This is a genomic window from Kitasatospora sp. NPDC002965, assembly GCF_040611255.1.
In the GTDB taxonomy this organism is placed as follows: Bacteria; Actinomycetota; Actinomycetes; order Streptomycetales; family Streptomycetaceae; genus Kitasatospora.
The window spans coordinates 1-26501 of the sequence record NZ_JBEXNT010000041.1; the positions used below are offsets into that span (position 1 = coordinate 1).

Below are 26501 nucleotides of genomic sequence, written 5' to 3' on the forward strand. Positions count from 1 at the left end.
TCCTTCAGGCGGCTTTCACACCGGCCCTCCGGGCGCTTCGTTCTTTCGTGTTTCCAGCTTACCAGACGTTTTCCGCTCCGTTTTCCGGAGTTTCACTCACCTGACTCGCTTTCGTACTTTCAGCTTATCAGACGCTTTCCGCTCCGCTTCCGGCGCTTCCTTCGTCCAACTCGCTGGCGTCTTCTGTGGCTTGACGCCCCGTCCGACGTTTCAAACTCTAGCCGACCCCCGCTCCGAAAAGCGAATCCGGCCGCAATCCCCTGAAATGAGCACACCGAATAAGACCTGCGCCGTGAAAGCCGAAAGGCATGACGCGACACGATCCGCACGGGAAGTGGTGTTTCAGAGGATTGGCCGCCCCAGGACCGTCCGCGCTGATGCGTGTCCGGTGCTCCCTGCCGAGCGACTAGAGAACACTACGCCCGATGGGGTGGAGGTGCAAACCCTCCCGGGCAGTGCCGGCCGCGGAAAGCCCGCAGGCCGGTCCGCCGGGGAGCGGACCGGCCTGCGGGGCCCGGCGACGGACGGGGGAACCCGCCGTCGGGAGGCTCAGCTGTTGGTCGGGAAGCCGAGGTTGATGCCGCCGTGCGAGGGGTCGAGCCAGCGCTGGGTGACGGCCTTGCCGCGGGTGAAGAAGTGAACGCCGTCCGCGCCGTAGGCGTGGGCGTCACCGAACAGCGAGGCCTTCCAGCCGCCGAAGGAGTAGTAGGCCACCGGGACGGGGATCGGCACATTGATACCGACCATGCCGACCTCCACCTCGTACTGGAAGCGCCGGGCGGCGCCACCGTCGTTGGTGAAGATGGCGGTGCCGTTGCCGTAGGGGTTGGCGTTGATGAGCGCCAGACCCTCCTCGTAGGAGGCGACCCGCACCACCGAGAGCACCGGGCCGAAGATCTCGTCGGTGTAGACGGACATGCCGGGCTTCACGTGGTCGAACAGCGTCGGGCCCAGCCAGAAGCCGTCCGCCGTGGGCGCGCCGTGACGGTCCTCGACCGTGACCGGGTGCTTGCGGCCGTCGACCGCGAGCTCGGCGCCGTCCGCGAGACCGGACTCGACGTAGGACGTGACCTTGTCCCGGTGCTGGCCGGTGACCAGCGGGCCCATCTCGGACTCGCCGTTGCAGCCCGGGCCGACCGTGAGGGTGGCGATCCGCTGCTTGATCTTCTCGACCAGCTCGTCGCCGACCGGGTCGACCGCGACCAGGACGGAGACCGCCATGCAGCGCTCGCCGGCCGCACCGAAGCCGGCGTTGACGGCGGCGTCGGCGCTCAGGTCGAGGTCGGCGTCGGGCAGGACCAGCATGTGGTTCTTGGCCCCGCCGAGCGCCTGGACGCGCTTGCCGTACCGGGTGCCGGTCTCGTACACGTACCGGGCGATGGGGGTGGAGCCCACGAAGCTGACCGACTTGATGTCCGGGTGCTCCAGCAGGCGGTCGACGGCCACCTTGTCACCGTGCACGACGTTGAAGACGCCGTCCGGCAGGCCGGCCTCCTTCCACAGCCCGGCCAGGAAGTTGGCGGCGGACGGGTCCTTCTCGGAGGGCTTGAGGACGACGGTGTTACCCGCGGCCACAGCGATCGGGAAGAACCACATCGGCACCATGGCCGGGAAGTTGAACGGCGAGATGATCGCGACGGGGCCGAGGGGCTGGCGGATCGAGTAGACGTCGATACCGGTGGAGGCCTGCTCGGTGAAGCCGCCCTTGAGCAGCTGCGGGATGCCGCAGGCGTACTCGACGACGTCCAGACCGCGGGCGATCTCGCCGAGCGCGTCGGAGTGCACCTTGCCGTGCTCGGCGACGATGATCGACGCCAGCTCGTCCCGGCGGGCGTTGAGCAGCTCGCGGAAGGCGAAGAGCACGGAGGTGCGCTTGGCGATCGACGCGGTGCGCCACTCGGTGAACGCCGAGGCGGCGGCGGCCACCGCCTGGTCGACCTCGGCGGTCTCCGCGAAGTCGACGTGGCCCGTGACCTGGCCGGTGGCCGGGTCGAAGATGTCACCGCGACGGGGCGCGGCACCGGCGGTGGCGACCGGCCGGCCGCCGATCCAGTGGGTGATGTGCTTGCTCAAGGTCCGTCTGCCTCCGAAGTCCCGGGCGGCATCAAGCCACCGGTCCCTTGTGTGACGCCGCCCGCGCGGTGGCCGGGCGACGGGGTCACGGGGCTACCGCGCTCGGCACCCAGTCTGGTCGCCCTCGCCGACGGGCTCAACGAACAGGCTGACGGGTATCGACGGTTCAGCCTTACAGGTCGTCGGGCGGGCGCCCGGAGAGGAGGCCGGAGCGGCTCCCGAGGGCCGGGTGGAGGGGGCGCTGGGTGGACGACGGAGGGCGCAGGGCGGGAGAGGTCACGCCTCCTCCTCGTCCTCCAGGTACGGGTCGTGCAGGCCGTCGGCCGCCTCCTGGGTCTCCAGCAGGTCGAGCCTCAGGTCCTGTGCCCACGCGAGCGCCCACCGCTTCAGCGCGTCGACCTCCTCCGCGGGACAGCCCCGGGCCCGGAACCGGCCGTCGGCGGCCTCGGCCAGGGTCTCCAGCCGGTCGGCGAGCACCGCGGGCTGGAAGTCGGCATCGAGCGCGGTGGCCAGCGCGAGGAGCTCGCCCTCCCGGTACCAGGCGGTCAGCGCGTGCACGTCGATGAGGTCACGGGGCAGGGCCCGGTCGGCGAGCAGCGCCGTGGTGAGCGCCGCAGCGTCCTCCAGCGCGACGGCCGTCACCGCCAGCGGGGCCTCGGGCCCGCCCAGGCCGACCCGGACCGGTCGGTGGCCGAGCGGTTCCTTCCGCAGTTCGACGGCGTGCGACCTCCCACCGAGGGTGAGCCGGACGGAGAGCTGTTCCATGCGCGGCGTGCCCGGCCGCTCGGCGACCCCGCCGCCGGCCGCCCGGTAGGTGGCGGCCAGCTCGGCGGCGGCCTGCGGCAGGTCGGTGGTGCCGTCGGCCACCAGGGTGAGCCCGTCCTGGGGGCAGGCCGGGACGCCGTGGGCACGCAGGGCGTGCCCACCGGCGAGGGCGAGTCCGGTCCGGTCGCAGACGGGCCTGGCCAGTTCGGCGAGACGCAGCTGGGCCGGGTCCGGGCGGAGGGACGGGTCGACGGCGTCCGGGGCAGTGGTCACCCCTCCAGTCTGGCGCGCCGCGCCATCCCGTGCGCCGCTCCCCCGCGCCGTTCCGGGCGGGTGGCTGCCGGGCCGCCGAGCCCGTCCGGCAGGGGGACGGCCCAGGGACGGCCCGGAGACGGCCCGGCGGTTCACCCGTCGCTGAGCCCCGCGGCGGCCTCGTGGAGGACGAGCTCCAGGACGACCGGGTCGTTGAGCCGTCCGGTGCCGTCGGGCGGGACCAGCCAGCGGACGCCCCGGCTGCGCCGGCCGGGGTGCGGCACGACGATCCAGGTCCCCTCGCCCGCGCAGCGCACGCCGGTGCCGACCCACCGGGCGGCTGTGCCGACGGGGACCAGGAACCCGATGTGCTCGTCCCCGAAGTCGGCCAGGACCGGTCCGCAGGACCGGGCGCCGAGCAGGTCCACGGCGGGCCGGCCGAGCCGGCCGGGCACCGAGAGAAGGTCCCAGCGACGCCCGGCGGGGAGCAGCATCAGGCCGAAGCCGGTGCGTTCCCACTGTTCCCGGAAGGCCTCCGGGTCCGGTGCCGCCTGGGCCAGCCAGTGCAGTCCGGTGTGTTCCATGTGTGGTCCCCGCTTCTTCGCGTCGGTGCTGTCCGAGACACGGCGGGGGACAGTGAGACCCGCCGTCACCAACGAGAGGCGGACGGCGGGTCTCTCTTACACAGGTCCAAGGGTCGCCCGGGTCACACCTGGGCGACCCGACGGCCGCGGCCGTCGGCTACCGGCTACCGGTCAGCTGTCGAAGCCGAGCCCCATCCGGTCGAGGGCGCGCAGCCAGAGGTTGCGCCGGCCGCCGAGGCGGTCGGCGCGCTCCAGCGACCGCGTGGTGATCTCGATGCCCGCCCAGCGGACCGGCTCGGGCGGGAAGGGCAGCGGCTTGCGGCGGACCATCTCCAGGTCGGTGCGTTCGGTGCGCTCCCCCGACAGCAGGTCGAGCATCACCTCGGCGCCGAAGCGGGTGGCGCCGACGCCGAGGCCGGTGTACCCGGCGGCGTACGCGACCCGGCCGCGGTGGGCGGTGTCGTAGAACGCCGAGAACCGGCTGCAGGTGTCGATGGCACCGCCCCAGGCGTTGGTGAAGCGGACGCCGTCCAGCTGGGGGAAGCAGCGGGCGAAGTTCTGCGCCAGGGTGTCGAAGGTCTGCGGCCGCTGGTCGTACTCCCGGCGCAGGTGTCCGCCGAAGTGGTAGACGGCGTCGTAGCCGCCCCAGAGGATCCGGTTGTCGGCGCTGAGCCGGAAGTAGTGGAACTTGTTCGCGCTGTCGCTGAGGCCCTGCCGGCCGCGCCAGCCGATGGCGGCGAGCTGCTCGTCGGTGAGCGGCTCGGTCATCAGGGCGTAGTCGTACACGGGGACGATGTACGGACGGACGCGCCGGAGCAGGGACGGGAAGGCGTTGGTGCCGAGGGCGACCTTGCCGGCGAACACCCGGCCGTGCGGGGTCCGGACGCTCATACCGGCGCCGTCGTCGTTCAGGTCGAGCGCGGGGGTGTGCTCGAAGATCCGTACCCCCTGGGCGAGGCACGCGGCCCGGAGGCCCCAGGCCAGCTTGGCGGGATGGACCATGGCCACGCCGTCCCGGTCCCAGACGCCGCCGAGGAAGGTCGGCGAGTCGACCTCGGCCCGCAGCGCGTCGGCGTCGAGCACGGTGAGGTCGAGGCCGTACTCGGCGACGGCCTCGGCGAGCTCGTGGAGTTCGTCGAGCTGGTGGGGCTGGGTGGCGATGTCGATCTCGCCGGTCCGCTCCCACTCGGCGTCGATGCCGTACCGCTCCAGGGTCGCCTCGATGCCGTCCAGGTTGGCGGCGCCGAGGCGTTCCAGCCGGCCGAGTTCGGCGGGCCAGCGCTGCAGGCCGTTGCCGAAGCCGTGGGTGAGGCTCGCGGCGCAGAACCCGCCGTTGCGCCCGGACGCGGCCCACCCGATCTCCTGCCCCTCGACCAGGACGACGTCCAGCGAGGGGTCGCGTTCCTTGGCGATCAGGGCCGTCCACAGGCCGGAGTAGCCTCCGCCGACGACCAGGAGGTCGCAGGTGGTGGGACCGGCCAGGGCCGGCAGGGCCGGGGGGCGGCCGGGGTCCTCCAGCCAGAAGGGGGTGGGCCTGGCGTCAGCGAGCGCGCGGGCGGAGTCCATGCATTATCAGCCACTTTCTGCACGTAGAACGGTACGGAGGGTTGGTCAGGCGGCGGCCTTGCGACGGTTGCCGAGCCACTGGCCGGCCACCGTGAGCAGGACCGCGGCGGCGAACATCGCGGTGCCGATGACGTTCACCTGGACCGGGATGCCGCGCTGCGATGCGCCCCAGACGAACATCGGGAAGGTGACCGTGGTCGGTCCCGAGTTGAACTGGGTGATGATGAAGTCGTCGAAGGAGAGCGCGAAGCTGAGCAGCGCGCCCGCCGCGATGCCGGGGGCGGCGAGCGGCAGGGTGACCCTCAGGAAGGTCTGGACGGGGGTCGCGTAGAGGTCCTGGGCGGCCTGTTCGAGCCGCGGGTCCATGCTCATCACACGGGCCTTGACCGCCGTCACCACGAAGCTGAGGCAGAACATGATGTGCGCGATGAGGATGGTGGTGAAGCCGAACGGGATGCGCATGTTGAGGAAGAGCGTGCCGAGCGAGGCGGCCATCACCACCTCCGGCATGGCCATCGGCAGGAAGATCATGGCGCTGGTGGCGCCCTTGCCGCGGAACCGGTAGCGGGCCAGTGCGAAGGCGACCATGGTGCCGAGCACGGTGGCGCCGACGGTGGCGGCCACCGCGACCTGGAGGCTGAGCGAGAGCGAACCGCACATCTCGGCCACGCCGCAGGGGTCGGTCCAGGCGTCGGTGGAGAACTCGTTCCACTCGTAGTTGAACTTGCCGACCGGCTTGTTGAACGAGAAGGCGAGCACGACCAGGTTGGGGAGCACCAGGTAGGCGAGGGCCAGGAGGCCGGCGAGCACCACCAGGTTGCGGCGGATCCATGTGATCACTCTGGACATCAGACCAGCTCCTCCGTCCCGGCCTTGCGCATGTAGACCGTCACCACGCCCAGGATCAGGGCCATCAGGATGAAGCTCAACGCGGCTGCCGTGGGGTAGTCGAGCACGTTCAGGAACTGCTTCTGGATGCCGTTGCCGACCATCTGCTCGCTCGGCGAGCCCAGCAGCTGCGCGTTGATGTAGTCGCCGGACGCCGGGATGAAGGTGAGCAGGGTGCCCGCGACGACGCCGGGCAGCGAGATCGGGAAGGTCACCTTGCGGAAGGTCGTGAACGGGCGGGCGTAGAGGTCGCCGGCGGCCTCGTGCAGGCGCGGGTCGATCCGCTCCAGCGAGGTGTACAGCGGCAGGATCATGAACGGCAGGAAGTTGTAGGTGAGGCCGCAGACCACGGCGAGCGGGGTGGCGAGCACCCGGTCGCCGGAGGTGAGGCCGAGCGCGCCGGTGACGTCGAGGACGTGCAGCGCGTCGAGCGCCCCGACCACCGGGCCGCTGTCCGAGAGGATGGTCTTCCAGGCCAGCGTGCGGATCAGGAAGCTGGTGAAGAACGGCGCGATCACCAGGATCAGGATGACGTTGCGCCAGCGCCGGCCCGCCTTGAACGCGATGGTGTAGGCGAGCGGGTAGCCGATGGCCAGGCAGAGCACGGTCGCGGTGGCGGCGTAGCCGAACGACCGGACGAAGTGCCACCGGTACTCGACCAGGGCGTCCCAGTACGTCGCGACGTGCCAGGTGACCCGGAAGCCGTCCTCCAGCGAGCCGGTCTGGAGCGAGGTGGACGCCTGGTACACCATCGGCACCGCGAAGAAGACGACCAGCCAGGCGATGCCGGGCAGCAGCAGCCAGTACGGGGTGAGCCGTCGCCGGGGGCGCGGTCCGGGACCAGGGGGGCGGGCGCCGTCGGGGGGTATGGCCTCCGCGGGGGCCGCCGGGATGGTGGTGGTCATGCCGCCGCCTCCCCGGTGCCCGCGTCGATCGCCTGGGCGGCGTCCAGGGCGAAGGAGTGCGCCGGGTTCCAGTGCAGGACGACCGGGGCCCCGGGGACGATCCGGGTGTCGCGCTCCATGTTCTGCTCGAAGACGGTGACCTCCTGGCCGCCGTCCGTGCGCACCAGGTACTGGGTGGAGACGCCGATGAAGCTGGAGTCGACGACGGTGCCGACCAGGCGGTTGCGCCCGTCGGCGACCTCGGCGGAACCGTGCTCGATGGTGATCTTCTCCGGCCGCACCCCGAGGTGGACCCGCTTGGCCTCGGCGGCACAACGGGCCCGGGGCACGGTGAGCCGGGTACCGGCGGCGGTGAGCAGCAGGTCCTCGCCGGCGCTGCCGGTGACGTCGGCGGGCAGCAGGTTGGACTGGCCGAGGAAGTTGGCCACGAAGGTGGTGGCGGGGTTCTCGTAGAGCTCGGCGGGTGCGCCGAGCTGTTCGACCCGGCCGCCGTTCATCACCGCGATGGTGTCGGCCATGGTCATGGCCTCCTCCTGGTCGTGGGTGACGTGGACGAAGGTGATGCCGACCTCGGTCTGGATCCGCTTGAGCTCCAGCTGCATCTGGCGGCGGAGCTTGAGGTCGAGGGCGCCGAGCGGCTCGTCGAGGAGCAGCACCTGCGGGTGGTTGATCAGGGCGCGGGCGACGGCGACGCGCTGCTGCTGGCCGCCGGAGAGCTGGTGCGGCTTGCGCCGGGCGTACGCGCCGAGCTCGACCAGTTCGAGCATGTCCTCGACCTGCTTCCTGACGTCCTTCTTGCCGCGCCGGCGCAGGCCGAAGGCGACGTTCTCGAAGATGTCGAGGTGCGGGAAGAGCGCGTAGCTCTGGAAGACCGTGTTGACCGGGCGCTTGTACGGGGGCAGCGCGGTGACGTCCTGGCCGCCGATCAGGACGGTGCCGGAGGTGGGCTCCTCCAGACCGGCGATCATGCGCAGGGTGGTGGTCTTGCCGCAGCCGGAGGCGCCGAGCAGGGCGAAGAAGGAGCCCTGCGGGACGGTCAGGTCGAGCGGCTGGACGGCGGTGAAGGCGCCGTAGGTCTTGCCGATGCCGGTGAGGCGGACGTCGCCGCCGGCCGGGGTGCGCAGCTGGTCTGTCATGGGGGTCTCTCTGGTCGCGGCCGTCGGGGGTCAGGCGCCGATGAGCTTGGAGAACTTCTCCTCGAAGGAGCTCTCCTCGGCCTCGGTGAGGGTGCGGAAGACGTGCGCCCTGGCCGCCATCTCGGGGGTGGGGACGACCAGGGGGTTGGCCGCGGTGTCAGGGGAGAGTGCGGCGAGCTCGTCCTTCATACCGGTGACGGCGGAGACGAAGCCGATGCCGGCGACCAGCTGCGCCGCGATCTTCGGCTGGTAGTAGAAGTCGATCAGCTTCTCGGCGTTGGTCTTGTGCTGGGCCTTGGCCGGGACCAGCAGGTTGTCGGTCGAGGAGACGAAGCCCTTCTCCGGTATGACGAACTCGATGTCCGGGTTGTCGGCGCGCAGCTGGATCAGGTCGCCGCCCCAGGCGACGCAGGCGGCGATGTCGCCGGAGGACAGCTCCTGGCCGTAGTCGTTTCCGGTGAAGCGGCGGATCTGCTTGCTGTCGACGGCCTTCTGCAGCCGGGCGATCGCGGCGTCGTAGTCGTCGGCGGTGAATTTCGCCGGGTCCTTGCCCAGGTCGAGCAGGGTCATGCCCACGCTGTCGCGCATCTCGGACAGGAAGGTGACCCGGCCCTTGAGGTCGGGGTCGTCGAGCAGCTGGGAGATGCTGCCGACCTCCTTGCCCCTGGTGGCCTTCCGGTTGTAGGCGATGACCGTCTGGATGCCGGCCCAGGGGTACGAGTAGAGCCGGCCCGGGTCCCAGTCGGGGGCGCGGAAGCGGGACTCGACGGTGGTGATGGCGGTGGTGACGTTGGCCGGGTTGAGCTTCTGCGCCCAGCCGAGGCGGATCAGCCGGGCGGCCATCCAGTCGGTGAGCACCACCAGGTCGCGGCCGGTGTCCTGGCCGGCCGCGAGCTGCGGTTTGACCTTGCCGAAGAACTCGACGTTGTCGTTGACGTCCTCGGTGTACCTGACCTTGATGCCGGTGGCGGCGGTGAAGGCCTCCAGGGTGCCGTGCTTCTCCTTGTCGTTCTCGTCGGCGTCGACGTAGAGCGGCCAGTTGGAGAAGTTGACCTCCTTCTCGCCTTCCGAGAGGTCCTCGGCGGCGTTGGCGGTGGAGTCACCGGTGCCGGCGGTCCTGGCCGGCGGGATACCGCAGGCGGCCAGGGTCCCGGCGCCGGCGGCCAGGGCGGCAGCGCGCAGTACCGTGCGGCGGCCGACCGCGGCCCGGCCGCTGGTGAGGCTGCGTTCCCAGGCCTTGCGGACCGGATCGGGCAGACCGTCGGTGAGCTCGTTGAACGCCATGGAACGGGCCTCCTGGGGCAGGGGGGGTGGGGGTCCCCCGGGGGTTATCTGTCTCCGAAGACGGTGCGGTGCCAGTCCTTGCGCGCCACAGCGGTGGTGTCGAACATGACGTGCTTGACCTGGGTGTACTCGTCCATCGAGTACTGGGACATGTCCTTGCCGTAGCCGGAGGACTTGTAGCCCCCGTGCGGCATCTCGCTGATGATCGGGATGTGGTCGTTCACCCAGACGCAGCCGGCCGCGAGCTCGCGGGTGGCGCGCAGCGAGCGGTGGACGTTGCCGGTCCAGGCGGAGGCGGCCAGGCCGAAGGGGGTGTCGTTGGCCAGCCGCAGGCCCTCGTCGTCGGTGTCGAAGGGCAGCACCACCAGCACCGGGCCGAAGATCTCGCCCTGGACGACCTCGCTGTCCTGCGCGGCACCGGTGATCAGGGTCGGCAGGTAGTAGGCGCCGGGGGTGAGGTCGGTGCCGTCGTGGCCCTCGGTGCCGGTCGCGCCGCCGGTGACCACGGTGGCGCCGGCCGCACGGGCGCGCTCGACGAAGCCGGCCACCCGGTCCCGGTGGGTGTGGGAGACCAGCGGGCCGAGGTCGGTCCGCGGGTTCAGCGGGTCGCCCACCCGGACGGCCCGGTACAGCTCCGCGACGCCGGTCACGAAGGCGTCGTAGAGCGGCCGCTGGACGTAGGCGCGGGTGGCGGCGGTGCAGTCCTGGCCGCTGTTGATCAGCGAGGCGGCGACCGCGCCGTGCACGGCGGCGTCCAGGTCGGCGTCGTCGAAGACCACGAAGGGGGCCTTGCCGCCGAGCTCCAGGTGGGTCCGCTTGACGGTCGCGGCGGCCAGCTCGGCGACCCGGCGGCCCACCGGGGTGGAGCCCGTGAAGGAGACCATCGCGACGTCTGGGTGGGCGACCAGGTGCTCCCCGGCGGACCGCCCGGCGCCGGTGACCACGTTGACCACGCCGTCCGGGATGCCGGCCAGGGTGCAGGCCCGGGCGAACATCAGCGAGGTCAGCGGGGTCAGCTCGGCCGGCTTCAGGACGACGGTGTTGCCCGCCGCTATCGCCGGGAGGACCTTCCAGGCGGCCATCTGCAGCGGGTAGTTCCACGGCGAGATCGAGCCGATCACGCCGATCGGCTCGCGCCGCACGTACGAGGTGTGGTCACCGGAGTACTCGCCGGCCGCCCGGCCCTCCAGGTTGCGGGCGGCGCCGGCGAAGAAGGCGGTGTTGTCGATCGTCCCGGGGACGTCGAACTCGGTGGAGAGCTTGATCGGCTTGCCGGTCTGCGCGGTCTCCACCCGGGCCAGGTCGTCGGCGGCGCCGGTGAGGACGGCGGCCAGCCGGGTGAGTGCCTCGGAGCGTGCGCCGGGGGTGGCACCCGCCCACTCCGGCAGCGCGGCCCGGGCGGCGGCGACGGCCTCGTCGACCTGCCCGGTGGAGGCGAGGGTGACCTGCTCGACCACGCTGCCGTCGGCGGGGTTGACGACCTGGAAGGGCTCGCCCCTCCCCCGGTCCGACCGGCCCGCGATGTACTGCGCGCCCGCGCCGAAATCGGTCAGGTCCATCTGGTTCCTCCAAGTTCCCGGTGGTTCGACCGCCCGTACGGCGTCCTTGATCATCCCTGCGGGGCCGCACGCGCCGGTGGACGAGGGGCCCGTTCGGCGTGGTCGGACTGGTCGAGTCGCCGCGCCCGCGGTCCAGGGGAATCCGTTCCGACAGGTGGCCGGGATCCGCGATCCTGGCAAGACCGGTGGGGGTCCGGCAAGGGATTCCGCTGTTGCTTTCTGGTTACGCCACGGATTCCGGGGGTGATGCCCGTGTTTCGCCACAGCCGACCCGCTGACCATGCCCAATGCCGCAGGGGCGTGACAAGGGTCACTCCGCCAACCTCGACGCTCAGGGCCTTACAGGGTGCAAAGGTTCGGTCGGGGTGACAGGTCGTCGCCGGGATGGATGATTTACCTGACACTCTGAACCCTGGAGGCAGCGATGCTCCCCACCGTCGCCCATGTCCTGGACCTGGAGGTGATGCGGCGCGGCCTGCCCCAGGTGGTCGCCGGCGCCGCCCATCTGGAACGCCCGGTCCGCTGGGTGCACGTCAGCGAGCTGCCCGACGTCGCCGGCGTGCTCCAGGGCGGCGAGCTGGTCCTCAGCACCGGCATCGCCCTCCCCGAGGACCGCGAGGGACTGGCCCGCTACGTCCGCGACCTCGCCGACGTCGGCGTCGCCGGGCTGGTCATCGAGTTCGGCCGGCGCTACTTCGACACCCTGCCGCGGGCCCTGGTGCACGCCGCCGAACAGCGGGGCCTGCCCCTGATCGCGCTCCGCCGCGAGCTGCGCTTCGTCGCCGTCACCGAAGCGGTGCACGCCCTGGTGGTCAACGCCCAGCTGGAGCAGCTGCGCACCTCGGAGGCGATCCACCAGGTCTTCAACGAGCTCGTCGTGGAGGGCGCCGAACCGGTCGAGGTGGTCCGCCAGGTCGCCCGGATAGCGGGTGCCCCGGTCGTCCTGGAGAACCTCGCCCACCAGGTGCTGACCCACGACCCCGCCGGCCGGCCCGAGGCCGACCTGCTGGAGGACTGGGAACGCCGCTCACGCGGGGTCCGCCCGGCCGGCCGCACCGGCCACGACCCGCGCAGCGGCTGGCTGGTCACCACGGTCGGCGCCCGCGGCCAGGACTGGGGGCGGCTGGTCCTGGTCCAGGACCCCGGCCCGCTGCCCGACGACGGCCCGCACCCGAACACCATGCTGCTGGAGCGCGGCGCCTCGGCCCTGGCCCTCAACCGGCTGGTGGTCCGCGACCGGGAGAGCCTGGAGCGGCAGACCCACCGCACCCTGCTCTCCGGCATCCTCACCCACGCCCTCACCGTCTCCGAGGTGGCACTGCGCGCCCAGGCGCTCGGCGTCCCGCTGGAGAGCCGCCGACTGGTCGGCGTGGTGCTGCGGCAGCGCCGCGGCCCGATCCCCGCCGCGCTGGAGGCACAGGCCCGGCTGCGCGACTTCACCGAGCTGGCGGCGAGCGCGGTCCGCGCCTGCCGGCTCTCCGCCCTGGTCGGCGCGCTGGACGACGAGGGCGTCGGCGTCCTGATCGCCCTCGGCCCCCAGCAGGAGGAACACGCCTCGCTGGACGCCTTCGCGGCGGCGCTGCGCCGGCTGGCCGCCGAGGCCGCACGCGACGCGGCCGCGCCGTCCCCCGTCGTCGCGGTCGGTTCCTCGGTCGGCTCGGTCCGCGACGCCCGGCGAACCCTGCTGGAAGCCACCCAGGTCGCCGACGCCGCCCTGCACGACGCGCCCGGCGGCCGGGCGGCGGCGTACTACCGGCTGCCCGACGTCCGGCTGCGCGGCCTGCTGCACCTGCTGCGCGACGACGCCCGGCTGCAGACCTACGTGGAACGCGAGCTGGGCCCGCTGCTCGCCTACGACGCGGAGCACAACGGCCAGCTGGTCCGGATGCTGCGGATCTATCTGGAGCAGGGCCGGAACAAGTCGGCGGCGGCCGACGCCGCGCACCTGTCCCGGCCGTCCTTCTACGACCGGCTGCACAAGGTCGAACGGATCCTGGGGGTCGACCTCGACCAGGTGGAGTCCTGCCTGTCGCTGCACGTCGCCCTGCTCGCGCTGGACGCCGTCCGGCGCTGAGCGTGACCCGCCGCGAGGCGGGCCGCCCCGGACGGCCCGCCTCGGCGCCGGGTCGGTGGGGGGCGCCGGGTCGCTGGGTGTCAGGGTGTCAGGGCGCCGGGTGTCACGGTGTCAGACGCCGGTGATCCGGCCCCAGACCTTGTGGAGGACGGGCCGCTCCGCCGAGGTGACGTCGCGCATGGTGTGCAGCCGCGCGCGCATCTCCTCGGTCGGGAAGACCAGCGGGTGCTCGGCCAGCTCCGCCTTCTCCTTCTCCCCGCTGGCGGCGAGCACCTCGCGGGCGGCGGGCACCGGGCAGATGTACTGCACGGCGGCGGCCAGCTCGGCGGCCACCTCCGGCTGGTAGTAGTGGTCGATCAGCTGCTCCGCGTTGCGCTTGTGCCCGGCCCGGTTGGGGACCAGCAGGCTCTCCGCCCAGAGCTCGCCGCCCTCCTCCGGCACCACGAAGTCGAGGTCCGGGTTCTCCGCCATGAGCTGGACGGCGTCCCCCGAGTACGCCTGGCAGGCCAGCGCGGCGCCGGAGGCCAGGTCGCTGGTGTAGTCGTTGCCGGTGAAACGCCGGACGTGCCGGGTGTCGACCATCTTCTGCACCTGGTCCATGGCCCGGTGCGCGTCGTCCGCGGTGAACGCGGCGATGTCGGCGCCGTGGGCGAGCATCAGCAGGCCGAGCGCCTCGTCCAGTCCGGCGAACAGGGTGACCCGGCCCTTGAGGTCGGGCGCCCAGAGGTCGGCGGTGGAGCGCAGCTCGCGGCCGAGTTCCTTGCGGTTGTAGGCGATGCCGGTGATCCCGGACTGCCACGGCACGCTCCGCCGCCGTCCGGGGTCGAAGGCCGGCGCCGCCAGCTGCGGATCCAGGTGGGCGGTGACGTGGGGCAGGTTGACCCGGTCCAGGGTCTGCACCCAGCCGAGCGAGACGTACCGTCCGGCCATCCAGTCGCTGACCACCATGAGGTCCCGGCCGGGGTCGGTGCCCTGGATGAGCACCGGGCCCATCTTGCCGAAGAACTCGTCGTTGTCGTTGATGTCCTCGGTGTAGGTGACGGCGATCCCGGTCCGCTCGGTGAAGGCGTCCAGGGTCGGGCGCCGGCCGTCGTCGTCGGCGTCGATGTACTGGGTCCAGTTGGAGAAGACCAGCCGCGGCTCGTCCCCGGAGCGGTCGGGGGCGGACCGGCGTTCCTCGGCGACGTACGCGGACGGGATTCCGCAGCCCGTGAGGGTGCCGGCGCCGAGCAGCCCGGCGGTGCCGAGCACGCTGCGGCGGGTCAGGGCACGGCGGGTCGGGGTGGTGGGGGACATGGGGGCCTCCGGGGCGTGGGGCGGCCCCGGGCGCGCGGGCACCCGGGGCCGCCCGGTCGGTTCTGGTGCTGCCGTGTGCCGTGGTGCCGCCCCGCCGAACGGGCTGCGGCTCGGCCGGCCGCCCTGCGGGTCAGACGGTGTGCGCGTCGGTCAGCGAGAGCACCTCGTCGAGCACCGCGAGACCCGCCTTGGCCTCCTCCTCGGTCACCGTGCACGGGGGGACGACGTGGAAGCGGTTCATGTTGACGAACGGCCAGAGCCCGCGCCGCTTGCAGGCGGCGGCCAGCTCGGCCATCGGCGCGTTGGCCGCACCGGCCGCGTTGTACGGCACCAGCGGCTCGCGGGTGGCGCGGTCCTTCACCAGGTCGAGGGCCCAGAACACGCCGAGCCCGCGCACCTCGCCGATCGAGGGGTGGCGCTCGGCCAGCTCGCGCAGGCCGGGGCCGATCACGGTCTCGCCGATGTGCCGGGCGTTCTCGACGATGCCCTCCTCGGCCATCGCGTTGATCGTGGCGATCGCCGAGGCGCAGGCCAGCGGGTGACCGGAGTAGGTGAGCCCGCCGGGGAACGGCCGCTCGGCGAAGGTCGCGGCGATCTCCGCGCTGATCGCCACGCCGCCGAGCGGGACGTAGCCCGAGTTGACGCCCTTGGCGAAGGTGAGCAGGTCCGGGGTGACGTCCCAGTGGTCGGCGGCGAACCAGGCGCCGGTACGACCGAAGCCGGCCATCACCTCGTCCAGGATGAAGACGATGCCGTAGCGGTCGCAGATCTCCCGGACGCCGGCCAGGTAGCCGGGCGGCGGGACGAGGATGCCGGCCGTGCCGACCACCGTCTCCAGGATGATCGCCGCGACGGTGCCCGGGCCCTCGAACGCGATCACCTGCTCCAGGTGCGCCAGCGCGCGCTCGGACTCCTGCGCCTCGTTCTCGGCGTGGAAGTTGGAGCGGTAGGCGTACGGCCCCCAGAAGTGCACGATGCCGGAGACACCGGTCTCGTTGGCCCAGCGGCGCGGGTCGCCGGTGAGGGCGATCGCGTTGGCGGTGGCGCCGTGGTACGAGCGGTAGGTGGCGAGCACCTTCTGACGGCCGGTGTGCAGCCGGGCCAGCCGGATGGCGTTCTCGTTGGCCTCGGCGCCGCCGTTGGTGAAGAAGATCCGGTCGAGGTCGCCCGGGGTCCGCTCGGCGATCAGCCGGGCGGCCTCGCTGCGGGACTCCACCGCGAAGCCGGGAGCGATGGTGCAGAGCTTCGCCGCCTGCTCCTGGATCGCCGCGACCACCTTCGGGTGCTGGTGACCGATGTTGGTGTTCACCAGCTGCGAGGAGAAGTCGAGGTAGCGGTTTCCGTCGTAGTCCCAGAAGTACGAGCCCTCGGCGCCGGCCACCGCGAGGGGGTCGATCAGGGCCTGGGCGGACCACGAGTGGAAGACGTGCGCGCGGTCGGCGGCCTTGACGGCCTGGCCGGCGGCTGGGTCGGCGGTGGGGATGCTCATGCGGCAAGGCTAGGGAGTCCGGCCGCCGAAGTGCAGGCGCATCCTGTCAGGCGGTCACCCGAACGGCCGACAGGGTGCAAAGACACAGGGCCCGGGTCGCAAGGACCCGGGCCCATCGTCGGATCACCCGAACATCAGATCGCAGGCATCCTGTGCCCGGCCGTCACGACCCGCTGGATCGCGGTCATACAGCACCCGACCGTCACGACCCGCTAGATCGCGGTCATACAGCACCCGACCGTCACGACCCGCTAGATCGCGGTCATGACGTGCTTCACGCGGGTGTAGTCCTCGAAGCCGTAGGAGGAGAGGTCCTTGCCGTAGCCGGACTTCTTGAAACCACCGTGCGGCATCTCGGCGACCAGCGGGATGTGGGTGTTGATCCAGACGCAGCCGAAGTCCAGCCGGCGGGACATCCGCATCGCGCGGGCGTGGTCCTTGGTCCAGACCGAGGAGGCCAGCGCGTACTCGACGCCGTTGGCGTAGTCGACGGCCTGGTCCTCGTCGGAGAACCGCTGCACGGTGATGACCGGGCCGAAGACCTCGTTCTGGATGATCTCGTCGTCCTGGTTCAGCCCGGAGACGACGGTCGGGGCGTAGAAGTAGCCCTTGTCGCCGACCCGGTGGCCGCCGACCTCGACCTTGGCGTGCTTCGGCAGGCGCTCGATGAAGCCGGTGACCTGCGTCAGCTGGTTGGCGTTGTTCAGCGGGCCGTAGAGCACGTCCTCGTCGTCCACGCCGCCGGTCTTGGTCTCGGCCGCGGCCTTGGCCAGCGCCTCGACGAACGCGTCGTGGATCGACTCGTGCACCAGCACGCGGGTGGCGGCGGTGCAGTCCTGGCCGGCGTTGAAGAAGCCCGCCACGGAGATGCCCTCGACCGCCTCGGCGATGTCGGCGTCCTCGAAGACCACGACCGGGGCCTTGCCGCCCAGCTCCAGGTGGACGCGCTTGACGTCCTTCGAGGCGGACTCGGCGACCGAGATGCCGGCCCGCACCGAGCCGGTGATCGAGGCCATCGCCGGGGTGGGGTGCTCGACCATGGCCTTGCCGGTCTCCCGGTCGCCGCAGATCACGTTGAAGACGCCGGCCGGCAGCTCCAGGTCCCTCAGGACGCCGCCGATGATCTCGGCCAGCAGCACCGTGGAGGCGGGGGTGGTGTCGGAGGGCTTCAGCACCACGGTGTTGCCGGCGGCGATGGCCGGGGCGAACTTCCAGACGGCCATCATCATCGGGTAGTTCCACGGCGCCACCTGGGCGCAGACGCCGACCGGCTCGCGGCGGACGATCGAGGTCATGCCGTCCATGTACTCACCGGCGGCCTTGCCCTCCAGCAGGCGGGCGGCACCGGCGAAGAACCGGATCTGGTCGACCATCGGGCCGATCTCCTCGGAGAGCGTCAGCGACCGCGGCTTGCCCGTGTTGCGACACTCGACGTCGACGATCTCGTCGGCACGCGCCTCGACCGCGTCGGCGATCTTCAGCAGCAGCTTCTGCCGGGTGCTCGGAGTGGCGTCGCGCCAGAGCGGGAACGCGGCTGCGGCACTGGCCATGGCGGAGTCCACGTCGGAGGCACCGGACAGCGGGGACGTCGCGTAGACCTCGCCGGTGGTGGGGTCGACGATGTCGAGCGTGCGGCCGTCCGCCGCGTCGACGAACTCACCGTTGATGTAGTTGCGCAGCGTGCGAAGGTCGCTCACGGTCTCTCCTCGGTCTCGGCCTGCGGCGTTGCAGAATCCGGCGCCATGGTACGTCGACCGGTCCGGCCGACGAAGGGCGCCGAGTGGCCGGGCCGGCGGCGGCACGGTCCACTGGTGGGGTGGTTCGCGCGGCCCTGCGGAGCCACGCGGGTACCGGGCCAGGTTAACCGTTCGACTGCCGGTATCGACAGATCGGCCACGTGGGTGCGATGAAATCCGCATCCGATTTCCAAGATCACGACGAAATCAGCAGATCCCGAGCTTGCGAACACGATCCTGATCAGGCACAGTTGCGGCGTGGCCAACCGCGACCGGAACGCCAGCGTTCCCCTCGACGCCGCCTCCAAGGCGATCATCGAGCAGCTCCAGGAGGACGGGCGCCGCCCGTACGCCGCCATCGGCAAGGCCGTCGGCCTGTCCGAGGCGGCCGTACGACAGCGCGTCCAGAAGCTGCTCGACCAGGGCGTGATGCAGATCGTCGCCGTCACGGACCCGCTCACCGTCGGCTTCACCCGCCAGGCGATGGTCGGGATCCGGGTCGAAGGCGACATCGAACCCGTCGCCGACGCGTTGGCCGCCCTCGACGAGGTCGACTACGTCGTCTGCACCGCAGGCTCGTTCGATCTCCTGGCCGAACTGGTCTGCGAGGACGACGAGCACCTGCTCGAACTGATCAACAAGCGCATCCGCGCGCTTCCCGGCGTGCGGAGCACCGAGAGCTTCGTTTACCTGAAGCTCCGGAAACAGACCTACACCTGGGGCACCCGATGACAGCCGACCCGGCGCAGAAGGACCTTTCCAAGACCGCCTACGACCACCTGTGGATGCACTTCACCCGCATGTCGTCGTACGAGAACTCTCCCGTGCCGACGATCGTCAAGGGCGAGGGCACCTACGTCTGGGACGACAAGGGCCGCAAGTACCTCGACGGCCTCGCCGGCCTGTTCGTCGTCCAGGCCGGCCACGGCCGTGAGGAGCTCGCCGAGGCCGCCGCCAAGCAGGCCAAGGAGCTCGCCTTCTTCCCGGTGTGGAGCTACGCCCACCCGAAGGCCGTCGAGCTGGCCGAGCGCCTGGCCAACTACGCCCCGGGCGACCTCAACAAGGTCTTCTTCTCCACCGGTGGCGGCGAGGCCGTCGAGACCGCCTGGAAGCTTGCCAAGCAGTACTTCAAGCTGACCGGCAAGCCGACCAAGTACAAGGTCATCTCGCGCGCCGTCGCCTACCACGGCACCCCGCAGGGCGCCCTCTCCATCACCGGCCTGCCGGGTCTGAAGGCCCCGTTCGAGCCGCTGGTGCCGGGCACCCACAAGGCTCCGAACACCAACATCTACCGCGCCCCGGCCTTCCTGGCCGGCCCCGACGGCACGGTCGACCCCGAGGCGTACGGCCGCTGGTGCGCCGACGAGATCGAGGTCGCGATCCTCAACGAGGGCGCCGACACGGTCGCCGCCGTCTTCGTCGAGCCGGTGCAGAACGCCGGCGGCTGCTTCCCGCCGCCGCCCGGGTACTTCCAGCGCCTGCGCGAGATCTGCGACCGCCACGACGTGCTGCTGGTCTCGGACGAGGTCATCTGCGCCTTCGGCCGCCTCGGCACCATGTTCGGCGCCGACAAGTTCGGCTACCAGCCCGACATGATCACCTGCGCCAAGGGCATGACCTCGGGGTACTCCCCGATCGGCGCCACGATCATCTCGGACCGCCTCGCCGAGCCGTTCTACAAGGGTGACAACACCTTCCTGCACGGCTACACCTTCGGTGGCCACCCGGTCTCCTCCGCGGTGGCGCTGGCCAACCTCGACATCTTCGAGCGCGAGGGCCTGAACCAGCACGTCCTCGACAACGAGGCGAACTTCCTCGGCACCCTGAACAAGCTGCGCGACCTGCCGATCGTCGGCGACGTCCGCGGCAGCGGGTACTTCTACGGCATCGAGCTCGTGAAGGACAAGGCCACCAAGGAGTCGTTCAACGACGACGAGGTCGAGCGCGTCCTCTACGGCTTCCTGTCGAAGGCGCTCTTCGACAACGGCCTGTACTGCCGCGCCGACGACCGTGGCGACCCGGTGGTCCAGCTGGCCCCGCCGCTGATCTCCGACCAGTCGACCTTCGACGAGATCGAGCAGATCCTGCGGACCAGCCTCACCGACGCGTGGGCGAAGATCTGACGGTCCGAGCCTTCTTCCCCACCCTCCGCCGCAGGGCGGTCCCGCTTCCCGCGGGGCCGCCCTGCGGCGTTTCCCCGGGCCCCCGGTCGCGGGCCACCGCCCGCCGGTTCCCCCGCCCGCCGTTCCTCCGGACCGTCCCCGACGGTTTTCACGACCGGTTCTTCGATCAAACACGCCTGATTCCGGGTGATTTGCCCCTGATGGGCCAGTGTGCCGCACCCGCGCCCAGGCCCGATCGTTCTAATCTGACGACTGTCATATCCCTGCGGCCACCCAGGATGGAACCTCATGTCAGCGTCCCCTCCTGACAACGACGTGCTGTGGGCCCGGGGGATCGTCAAGTCCCATCACGGCACTCCCGCGCTGCGCGGCGTCTCGATCGGTGTGCGGGAGGGCGAGGTGCTCGCCGTCACCGGTCCGCGCGGCTCCGGCAAGAGCACTCTGCTCGGCTGCCTCTCCGCGCTCCTCCCGGTCGACGAGGGCGAGGTCTGGTTCAACAGCTCCCCCGTGCACACCCTGAGCCGGGCCGGCCGGGAACGGCTCCGCCGCGACCGCTTCGGCTTCGTCGGCTCCGAACCGCACCTGGTGCCCGAACTGACCGCCCGCGAGAACGTCGCCCTGCCGCTGCTGCTCGCCGGGGCCGGCGGCAAGGCCGCCTACACCGCCGCCGACGAGTGGCTGGAGCGCCTCGACATCGGCGAGCTCGCCAAGGTCCGGCCGGATCGACTGGTGCAGGGCCAGCGGCAGCGGGTCGCCGTCGCCCGCGCGCTCGCCCCGCTGCCGCCGGTCGTCTTCGCCGACGACCCGACCGCCCCGCTGCACCGCGAGACCGCCGAACAGGTCATGCGGATACTGACCAGCGCGGCCCGCTCGCACCAGCTCACCCTCGTGCTGGCCACCCACGACCCCGAGCTCGTCCGGTACGCGGACCGTTCCGTCGCGCTCGTCGACGGCCGGCCGTCCGCCCCTGCCGCGCCCGTCACCCGCGGCGGCCCCGTCGCCGCCGGAGGCACCGGAGCCGCCGGGCCCTCCGCCGTCCCCGCCACCGGCCGCTGACGACGCCTATCTCCCGCCGCCTGCCGCTGAAAGAGTCGACGTGTTCTATCTCCGTCTGGCCCGGGGCTACCGGGCCCTCGACCTCGGCCGCTGGCTGCTGACCGCCCTGGCCGGCGCGGTCGTCGCCGCCTTCCTCCTGCGCGCCCTCGGCCGCGCGATGAGCGAGCCGCTCGGCGGCACCGGCGCCTTCCCCCGGCTGCTCTGGTGCCTGCCGCCACTGGCCGCCGTCGGCTGGTTCGCCGCCGTCGCCGCCCGCGCCGTCCCGGCCCGGTGGCCCGAACGGATCACCGGCCTCACCGCCGCCGGCGCCGGGTCCGCCCGGATCCGGGCCCTGATCGCCGGCGAGGTCGCGCTCGCCTGCGGCGCCGGCTCCGTCCTGACCCTGCTGGTCTTCCTGGTCCTGCGCAACGACATCGCCGGTCCGGCACTCGCCGACGAACTCGGCATGGGCGTACCGCTCCCGGCCGCCGCGCCGGTGACCCTGCTCGCCCTCGTCCCGCTCACCGCCGGGATCGCGGCGGCTGGCGCGGTCTCGCACGCCGAGACCCTGCCCGGCCGCCCCGGGCCCGAGCCGACCGGGTTCGGCCCCTGGCGGCTCGCCCTGCCGGTCGGCCTCGCCGTGATCGGCCTCGCCCTGGAACTGATCGCCCTCCGGCCCGGCGCCGCCGCCGACGGCCGCCCGATCCACCTGCCGGCCGGGCTCGGCACCACCAGCACCGCGGCCCTCGGCGGCTGGATCGCCGGCGCCCTGGGCCTCGCCCTGCTCACGGGGCCGCTGCTCGGATGGGCCGGCCGGCTGCTCGCACTCGGCCGGCCCACCCCGCTGCGCCTGCTCGCCGGGCGCGGCCTGACCGCGCAGGCCCGCCGGCTCGGTCCGCCGCTCGCGGTACTCACCCTGGTGCTCGCGGTGGTGCTCACCACCGTCCGCTACTGGATCGGCGAGCCGGGCAGCGCGGACGTCCTGCCCGCGATCGAGGCGGCTCTCGTGCTCGGCTGCGCAGTCGCCGCGGTGGCGGCCCGGCTGGCCGAACTGCGCACCGCCCGCCGGGGGGTCGCCGAGACCTTGCTGCGGCTCGGCGTCGCACCCCGGATACTGTTCGGCGCGGTCGCGCTGCGGACACTGATGGTCGGCACGGTCCTGCTGGTCACCGGCGGGGCCACCGCGGCGCTGGCCGCGGCCGGCCTGCGCTGACCCCGCCGCTCGGATCGCTCCGGCTCAGCCTGCCGCGGCGAGCTGGCCGCAGGCGCCGTCGATCTCCTGGCCACGGGTGTCCCGGACGGTGGTCGGCACTCCGTGGGACTGCAGCCTCCGGACGAACTCGCGCTCGTCCTCGGGCCGGGAGGCCGTCCACTTGGAGCCCGGGGTCGGGTTCAGCGGGATCAGGTTGACGTGCACCCGGTGGTTCTTGATCAGCCGGCCGAGCAGGTCCGCCCGCCACGCCTGGTCGTTGATGTCCTTGATCAGCGCGTACTCGATGGAGATCCGGCGGCCGGACTTCTCCGCGTAGTTCCACGCCGCGTCCAGCACCTCGGCAACCTTCCACCGGGTGTTGACCGGCACCAGCTCGTCGCGCAGCTCGTCGTCCGGGGCGTGCAGCGAGAGCGCCAGGCGGCAGCTGAGTCCTTCGTCCGCCAGCCGGTTCATCGCCGGGACCAGCCCGACGGTGGAGACCGTGATGCCCCGCTGGGAGAGACCGAAGCCGTCCGGCGCCGGGTCGGTCAGACGGCGGATCGAGGCCAGCACGCGGTTGTAGTTCGCGAGCGGCTCGCCCATGCCCATGAAGACCACGTTGGAGAGCCGCGCCTCACCGCCCGGGATCTCGCCGTCCTTGAGCGCGCGCATCCCGGCGGCGATCTGCTCGACGATCTCGGCGGTGGAGAGGTTCCGGGTCAGCCCGGCCTGTCCGGTCGCGCAGAACGGGCAGTTCATGCCGCATCCGGCCTGCGAGCTGATGCACATGGTGACCCGGTCCGGGTAGCGCATCAGCACCGACTCGACGAGGGTGCCGTCGAACAGCTTCCAGAGCGTCTTGCGGGTGGTGTCGTCGTCGCAGGACACGTGGCGGACCACCGACATGAGCTCGGGCAGCAGGGCCTCGGTGAGCTTCTCCCGGCTGGCGGCGGGGATGTCCGTCCAGCTCGCCGGGTCGTTCGACATCCGGCCGAAGTAGTGGTTGGAGAGCTGCTTCGAGCGGAACGGCTGCTCGCCCAGCTCGGCGACGGCCTCCTTGCGCTCGGTGGGGCTCAGGTCGGCGAGGTGTCGCGGGGGCTTCGCGCCGCGCGGCGCGGCAAAGGTGAGTTCTCCGGGCTTAGGCATGGTTCATCCAGTGTCGCAGACGGCGCGGGCCCCGGACGCCTGGCGTCCGGGGCCCTGCTCACACCTCTGGTCGAAGCTCTGGTCGCGGCCCTGATCGAAGCCCTGATCGCGGCCCTGGTCCGGCCTCCGGGGCCGGCCTGCGGGCACCGTCCTCCGGCCTGCGGCTCAGCTGCCGACGAAGGCCGCCAGCAGCAGCCAGACCACCGGGGCGGTCGGCAGCAGCGAGTCCAGCCGGTCCATGATGCCGCCGTGACCGGGCAGCAGCGTGCCCATGTCCTTGATGCCGAGGTCGCGCTTGATCATCGACTCGCCCAGGTCACCCAGGGTCGCGGTGACCGCCGCGCAACCGCCCAGGATCAGACCCTGCCACCAGCTGCCGTCGTCGATCACGAACTGCATCAGCAGCGCGCCCGCCAGCATCGACAGGCCGATACCGCCGGCCAGGCCCTCACGGGTCTTGCCCGGGCTGATCGTCGGCGCCAGCTTGGTCCTGCCGAACTTGTAGCCCACCGCGTAGGCCCCGGTGTCACTGCAGACCGTGACGATCAGGAACAGCACGATCCGCTGCGGGCCGTCGTCGGCCGCCAGCATCATCGCCACGAAGGTGGCCAGGAAGGGGACGTAGAAGGCGGTGAAGATGCCGGCCGTTATGTCCCGCAGGTAGTTCTCCGGCGGCTCGGCCATCCGCCAGACCATCACCGCCAGTCCGGTCAGCGCGAGCGAAGCGGCCGCCCACTGGATCCCCGACCAGTAGCCGGTGGCGACCATCGCGATGCCACCCGCGACCAGCGGGACGAGCGGCGCCTTGATCTCCTTGCGCTCGGCCAGCCGGCTGGTCAGCTCCCAGATGCCGACCGACACCGCCGCGATCACCACGACGAGGAACAGGGCCTTGACGAAGAACAACGAGGCGACGATCACCGCGCCGAGGCCGACACCCACGCCTATCGCGGCCTGGAGATTGCGACCACCGCGCTGCTTGCGCTGTTGCGGCTGCGGGTCGGGCTGCGCCACGGATGTCTCCTGCCCTGGGTGGAACGACGGCACGGGGTGGGGCTGCCCCGCCGCAGGGTGAGGCGCCGCCGGGTGACCCGGGGGCACCGGGTACGCCGCGGCGCCCTGGTACGGCCGGGCACCGGGGGCGGGGGCGGTGTCGTCGGTGATCGCGCGCAGCACGACCGTCTCCGACGAACCCGGCTCCGCCGGGCCGGGCTGCTCGTCCCGGAACAGCGGACCGCTCAGCCGGCCGGCTTCCCGGACCGGCCCCTCGGCGGGTTCGGGCCCGGGCCGGGCTCCCGGCCGGGGTCCCGCGTCGGCCGCTACGGGAGGCATGACCTGAGTCTCCTCCGCGTCGGCGCCCCAGTACACCGGAGACTGCTGGGAGTGACCCGTTCGGTGGCCGGGGTCACCCGCGCCGTGTCGTCCCGGGCCGTCGTACGGCCCTCGGACACCCTGCTGTTCCGGGGCCCCGTACTGCTCCGGGGTGCCGTACTGGTTGCCGTACTGGTCCGGGGCTCCGTACTGCTCGGAAGCCCCGAACCCGTCCGGGGCCCCGTACTGCTCCGGTGCCCCGTGCCGTCCGTGCGACTGAGCCGGGGCCGCGTGCTGTCCCGGGGCCTCCCGGTAGGGCGCGGGCGCCGGCGTGCCGGGCGCCGCCGCACCGGGGGCCTGCGCAGGCGCGTTCGGTGTCTGCGCAGGCCGGTGCGGCTGGTACGGCGGGTACTGCTGGTCGGATGGGCCCCAATAGCCAGGGGCGTCAGGGGCGTCGTTCATCAGACTTCGAGCAGCTCGGCTTCCTTGTGCTTCAGCAGCTCGTCGACGGCGGCCACGTACTTGGCCGTGGTGTCGTCGAGCTCCTTCTCCCCGCGGCGACCGTCGTCCTCGCCGACCTCGCCGTCCTTGACCAGCTTGTCGATGGCGTCCTTGGCCTTGCGGCGCACGGCGCGGATCGAGACCTTGGCGTCCTCGCCCTTGCCGCGGGCGACCTTGATGAACTCCCGGCGGCGCTCCTCGGTGAGCTCGGGCAGCACCACCCGGATGATGGAACCGTCGTTGGACGGGTTGACGCCCAGGTCGGAGTCGCGGATCGCCTGCTCGATGGCCTTCAGCGCGGTCTTGTCGAACGGCGAGACGACCGCCATCCGCGGCTCCGGCACGGAGAAGGAGGCCAGCTGGTTGATCGGCGTCACGGCACCGTAGTACTCGGCCACGATCTTGGCGAACATCGCCGGGTGGGCGCGGCCCGTACGGATGGCGGCGAAGTCGTCCTTGGCGACGACGACGGCCTTCTCCATCTTCTCCTCGGCCTCGAGGAGGGTCTCTTCGATCACTGTGTACTCCCTGTCCGGTTGATCTGCGGTTGTCCCGACCGGTATCGGCGTCACGGCCGGACGCGGTGATCACGCTGACCACGCCCGGTCGTCACCGACCCGTACGGCTGGTTGCTGCTCAGGCCCGGACAGAATCCTGGCTGATGAGTGTGCCGATCTTCTCACTCTTCACCGCACGCGCGATATTGCCCTCCGCCAGCAGCTCGAAGACCAGCATCGGGAGGTTGTTGTCCTTGCACAGCGTGATCGCGGTGAGGTCGGCGACCTTCAGGTCGCGGGTGATGACCTCGGAGTACTCCAGCGCGTCGAACTTGACCGCGTCCGGGTTGGTCCGCGGGTCGGAGTCGTAGACGCCGTCCACGCCGTTCTTGCCCATCAGCAGCACGTCGGCGTGGATTTCCAGGGCCCGCTGGACGGCGGTGGTGTCGGTGGAGAAGTACGGCATGCCCATACCGGCGCCGAAGATCACCACACGGCCCTTCTCCAGGTGCCGGACGGCGCGCAGGGGCAGGTACGGCTCGGCGACCTGGCCCATGGTGATGGCGGTCTGGACCCGGGTCTCGATGCCCTCCTTGACCAGGAAGTCCTGGAGCGCGAGGCAGTTCATGACCGTGCCGAGCATGCCCATGTAGTCCGAGCGGGCCCGGTCCATACCGCGGACCTGCAGCTCCGCGCCGCGGAAGAAGTTACCGCCGCCGATGACCACCGCGACCTCGGTGCCGGCGCGGACGACCGTGGCGATCTCGCGGGCGATCGCGTGCACGACGTCGGGGTCGACGCCGAGTCCGCCACCACCGGCGAACGCCTCACCGGACAGCTTCAGCATCACCCGGCGACGCGAACCGGTCTGGGTGTCCTGCGCGGTCTCCTGCGTCTCCTGCATGGACTTCTCCTTCTACACCTACTGGTTCACAGGCGTGGATGTGCGGATCCCCGGCCTGCGCGTACACGCGAGGAGGCCACTGCCGCGGGAACCGGTTCGGTGTCCTGCACGGCAATGGCCTCCTCGTCGTTCATGCTGCCGACGCGGCCCGCCCACGGATGTGGCGCTGGGTGAGCCCGTTCGGC

21 protein-coding genes are annotated in these 26501 nt (G+C 71.7%); 5 read left to right on the forward strand and 16 right to left on the reverse strand.

Annotated features, from left to right (window positions below; translation table 11 throughout):
* Positions 1–549: 549 nt before the first annotated feature.
* The 9 genes from ABZY91_RS18170 to ABZY91_RS18210 all read right to left on the reverse strand — a co-directional run bounded on the left by ABZY91_RS18170 (position 550) and on the right by ABZY91_RS18210 (position 11012).
* Positions 550–2073 (reverse strand): CoA-acylating methylmalonate-semialdehyde dehydrogenase, encoded by a 1524-nt coding sequence (locus tag ABZY91_RS18170; protein WP_355403481.1) that lies wholly within the window; start codon positions 2071–2073, stop codon positions 550–552.
* A gap of 276 nt (positions 2074–2349) precedes the next feature.
* Positions 2350–3111 (reverse strand): hypothetical protein, encoded by a 762-nt coding sequence (locus ABZY91_RS18175; protein ID WP_329951696.1) that lies wholly within the window; start codon positions 3109–3111, stop codon positions 2350–2352.
* A gap of 131 nt (positions 3112–3242) precedes the next feature.
* Positions 3243–3674 (reverse strand): hypothetical protein, encoded by a 432-nt coding sequence (locus tag ABZY91_RS18180; protein WP_329882912.1) that lies wholly within the window; start codon positions 3672–3674, stop codon positions 3243–3245.
* Positions 3675–3845: 171 nt separating this feature from the next.
* Positions 3846–5240, reverse strand: coding sequence for an FAD-dependent oxidoreductase (locus tag ABZY91_RS18185; protein ID WP_329951695.1), 1395 nt, complete (start codon positions 5238–5240; stop codon positions 3846–3848).
* Between the two features lie 45 nt (positions 5241–5285).
* Complete coding sequence (locus tag ABZY91_RS18190; RefSeq protein WP_355403484.1) at positions 5286–6089, reverse strand: ABC transporter permease; 804 nt, start codon at positions 6087–6089, stop codon at positions 5286–5288.
* Entirely contained in the window at positions 6089–7033 is a 945-nt protein-coding gene (locus tag ABZY91_RS18195) for an ABC transporter permease (protein ID WP_329882909.1), read from the reverse strand. The genes ABZY91_RS18190 and ABZY91_RS18195 overlap by 1 nt, the downstream gene beginning before the upstream one ends.
* Positions 7030–8169, reverse strand: a complete 1140-nt coding sequence (locus ABZY91_RS18200; RefSeq protein WP_355403486.1) for an ABC transporter ATP-binding protein — start codon at positions 8167–8169, stop codon at positions 7030–7032. The genes ABZY91_RS18195 and ABZY91_RS18200 overlap by 4 nt, the downstream gene beginning before the upstream one ends.
* 30 nt (positions 8170–8199) lie before the next feature.
* Positions 8200–9453 carry a spermidine/putrescine ABC transporter substrate-binding protein gene (locus tag ABZY91_RS18205; RefSeq protein WP_329951691.1) on the reverse strand — a complete coding sequence of 418 codons (1254 nt, stop codon included), beginning with the start codon at positions 9451–9453 and terminating at the stop codon, positions 8200–8202.
* Between the two features lie 44 nt (positions 9454–9497).
* The gene (locus ABZY91_RS18210; protein WP_355403489.1) at positions 9498–11012 is read right to left on the reverse strand and encodes a gamma-aminobutyraldehyde dehydrogenase; all 1515 of its coding nucleotides are present in this window, start codon (positions 11010–11012) and stop codon (positions 9498–9500) included.
* A gap of 424 nt (positions 11013–11436) precedes the next feature.
* Between ABZY91_RS18210 and ABZY91_RS18215 the strand changes: the two genes are divergently transcribed.
* The gene (locus ABZY91_RS18215; protein ID WP_355403491.1) at positions 11437–13086 is read left to right on the forward strand and encodes a PucR family transcriptional regulator; all 1650 of its coding nucleotides are present in this window, start codon (positions 11437–11439) and stop codon (positions 13084–13086) included.
* A 111-nt stretch (positions 13087–13197) separates the two neighbouring features.
* Here the strand turns inward: ABZY91_RS18215 and ABZY91_RS18220 are convergent, their stop codons facing one another.
* From ABZY91_RS18220 to ABZY91_RS18230, 3 genes are all read right to left on the reverse strand, one after another.
* Complete coding sequence (locus ABZY91_RS18220; protein WP_355403493.1) at positions 13198–14382, reverse strand: spermidine/putrescine ABC transporter substrate-binding protein; 1185 nt, start codon at positions 14380–14382, stop codon at positions 13198–13200.
* Positions 14383–14512: 130 nt separating this feature from the next.
* Complete coding sequence (locus tag ABZY91_RS18225; protein WP_329951688.1) at positions 14513–15871, reverse strand: aspartate aminotransferase family protein; 1359 nt, start codon at positions 15869–15871, stop codon at positions 14513–14515.
* A 251-nt stretch (positions 15872–16122) separates the two neighbouring features.
* A complete protein-coding gene (locus ABZY91_RS18230) occupies positions 16123–17568 on the reverse strand; it encodes a gamma-aminobutyraldehyde dehydrogenase (RefSeq protein ID WP_355403495.1) in 1446 nt (481 codons plus the stop codon).
* 297 nt (positions 17569–17865) lie between these two features.
* Here ABZY91_RS18230 and ABZY91_RS18235 point away from each other — a divergent pair, with 297 nt between their 5' ends.
* From ABZY91_RS18235 to ABZY91_RS18250, 4 genes are all read left to right on the forward strand, one after another.
* Positions 17866–18339, forward strand: coding sequence for an Lrp/AsnC family transcriptional regulator (locus ABZY91_RS18235; RefSeq protein ID WP_030243538.1), 474 nt, complete (start codon positions 17866–17868; stop codon positions 18337–18339).
* Entirely contained in the window at positions 18336–19730 is a 1395-nt protein-coding gene (locus ABZY91_RS18240; protein WP_355403497.1) for an aspartate aminotransferase family protein, read from the forward strand. The genes ABZY91_RS18235 and ABZY91_RS18240 overlap by 4 nt, the downstream gene beginning before the upstream one ends.
* 288 nt (positions 19731–20018) lie before the next feature.
* Positions 20019–20786 carry an ABC transporter ATP-binding protein gene (locus tag ABZY91_RS18245; RefSeq protein ID WP_329882900.1) on the forward strand — a complete coding sequence of 256 codons (768 nt, stop codon included), beginning with the start codon at positions 20019–20021 and terminating at the stop codon, positions 20784–20786.
* 40 nt (positions 20787–20826) lie between these two features.
* Complete coding sequence (locus tag ABZY91_RS18250) at positions 20827–21978, forward strand: hypothetical protein (protein ID WP_355403499.1); 1152 nt, start codon at positions 20827–20829, stop codon at positions 21976–21978.
* A gap of 24 nt (positions 21979–22002) precedes the next feature.
* Here the strand turns inward: ABZY91_RS18250 and rlmN are convergent, their stop codons facing one another.
* The 4 genes from rlmN to pyrH form a co-directional block, all read right to left on the reverse strand.
* Complete coding sequence (gene rlmN / locus ABZY91_RS18255) at positions 22003–23103, reverse strand: 23S rRNA (adenine(2503)-C(2))-methyltransferase RlmN (RefSeq protein ID WP_329882898.1); 1101 nt, start codon at positions 23101–23103, stop codon at positions 22003–22005.
* 165 nt (positions 23104–23268) lie between these two features.
* Entirely contained in the window at positions 23269–24435 is a 1167-nt protein-coding gene (locus tag ABZY91_RS18260; protein ID WP_329951685.1) for a phosphatidate cytidylyltransferase, read from the reverse strand.
* Positions 24436–24875: 440 nt separating this feature from the next.
* The gene (gene frr / locus ABZY91_RS18265) at positions 24876–25433 is read right to left on the reverse strand and encodes a ribosome recycling factor (RefSeq protein WP_329882896.1); all 558 of its coding nucleotides are present in this window, start codon (positions 25431–25433) and stop codon (positions 24876–24878) included.
* A gap of 118 nt (positions 25434–25551) precedes the next feature.
* Positions 25552–26316: a UMP kinase gene (pyrH, locus tag ABZY91_RS18270; protein WP_329882895.1), complete on the reverse strand. Its 765-nt coding sequence runs from the start codon at positions 26314–26316 to the stop codon at positions 25552–25554.
* Between the last annotated feature and the right edge of the window lie 185 nt (positions 26317–26501).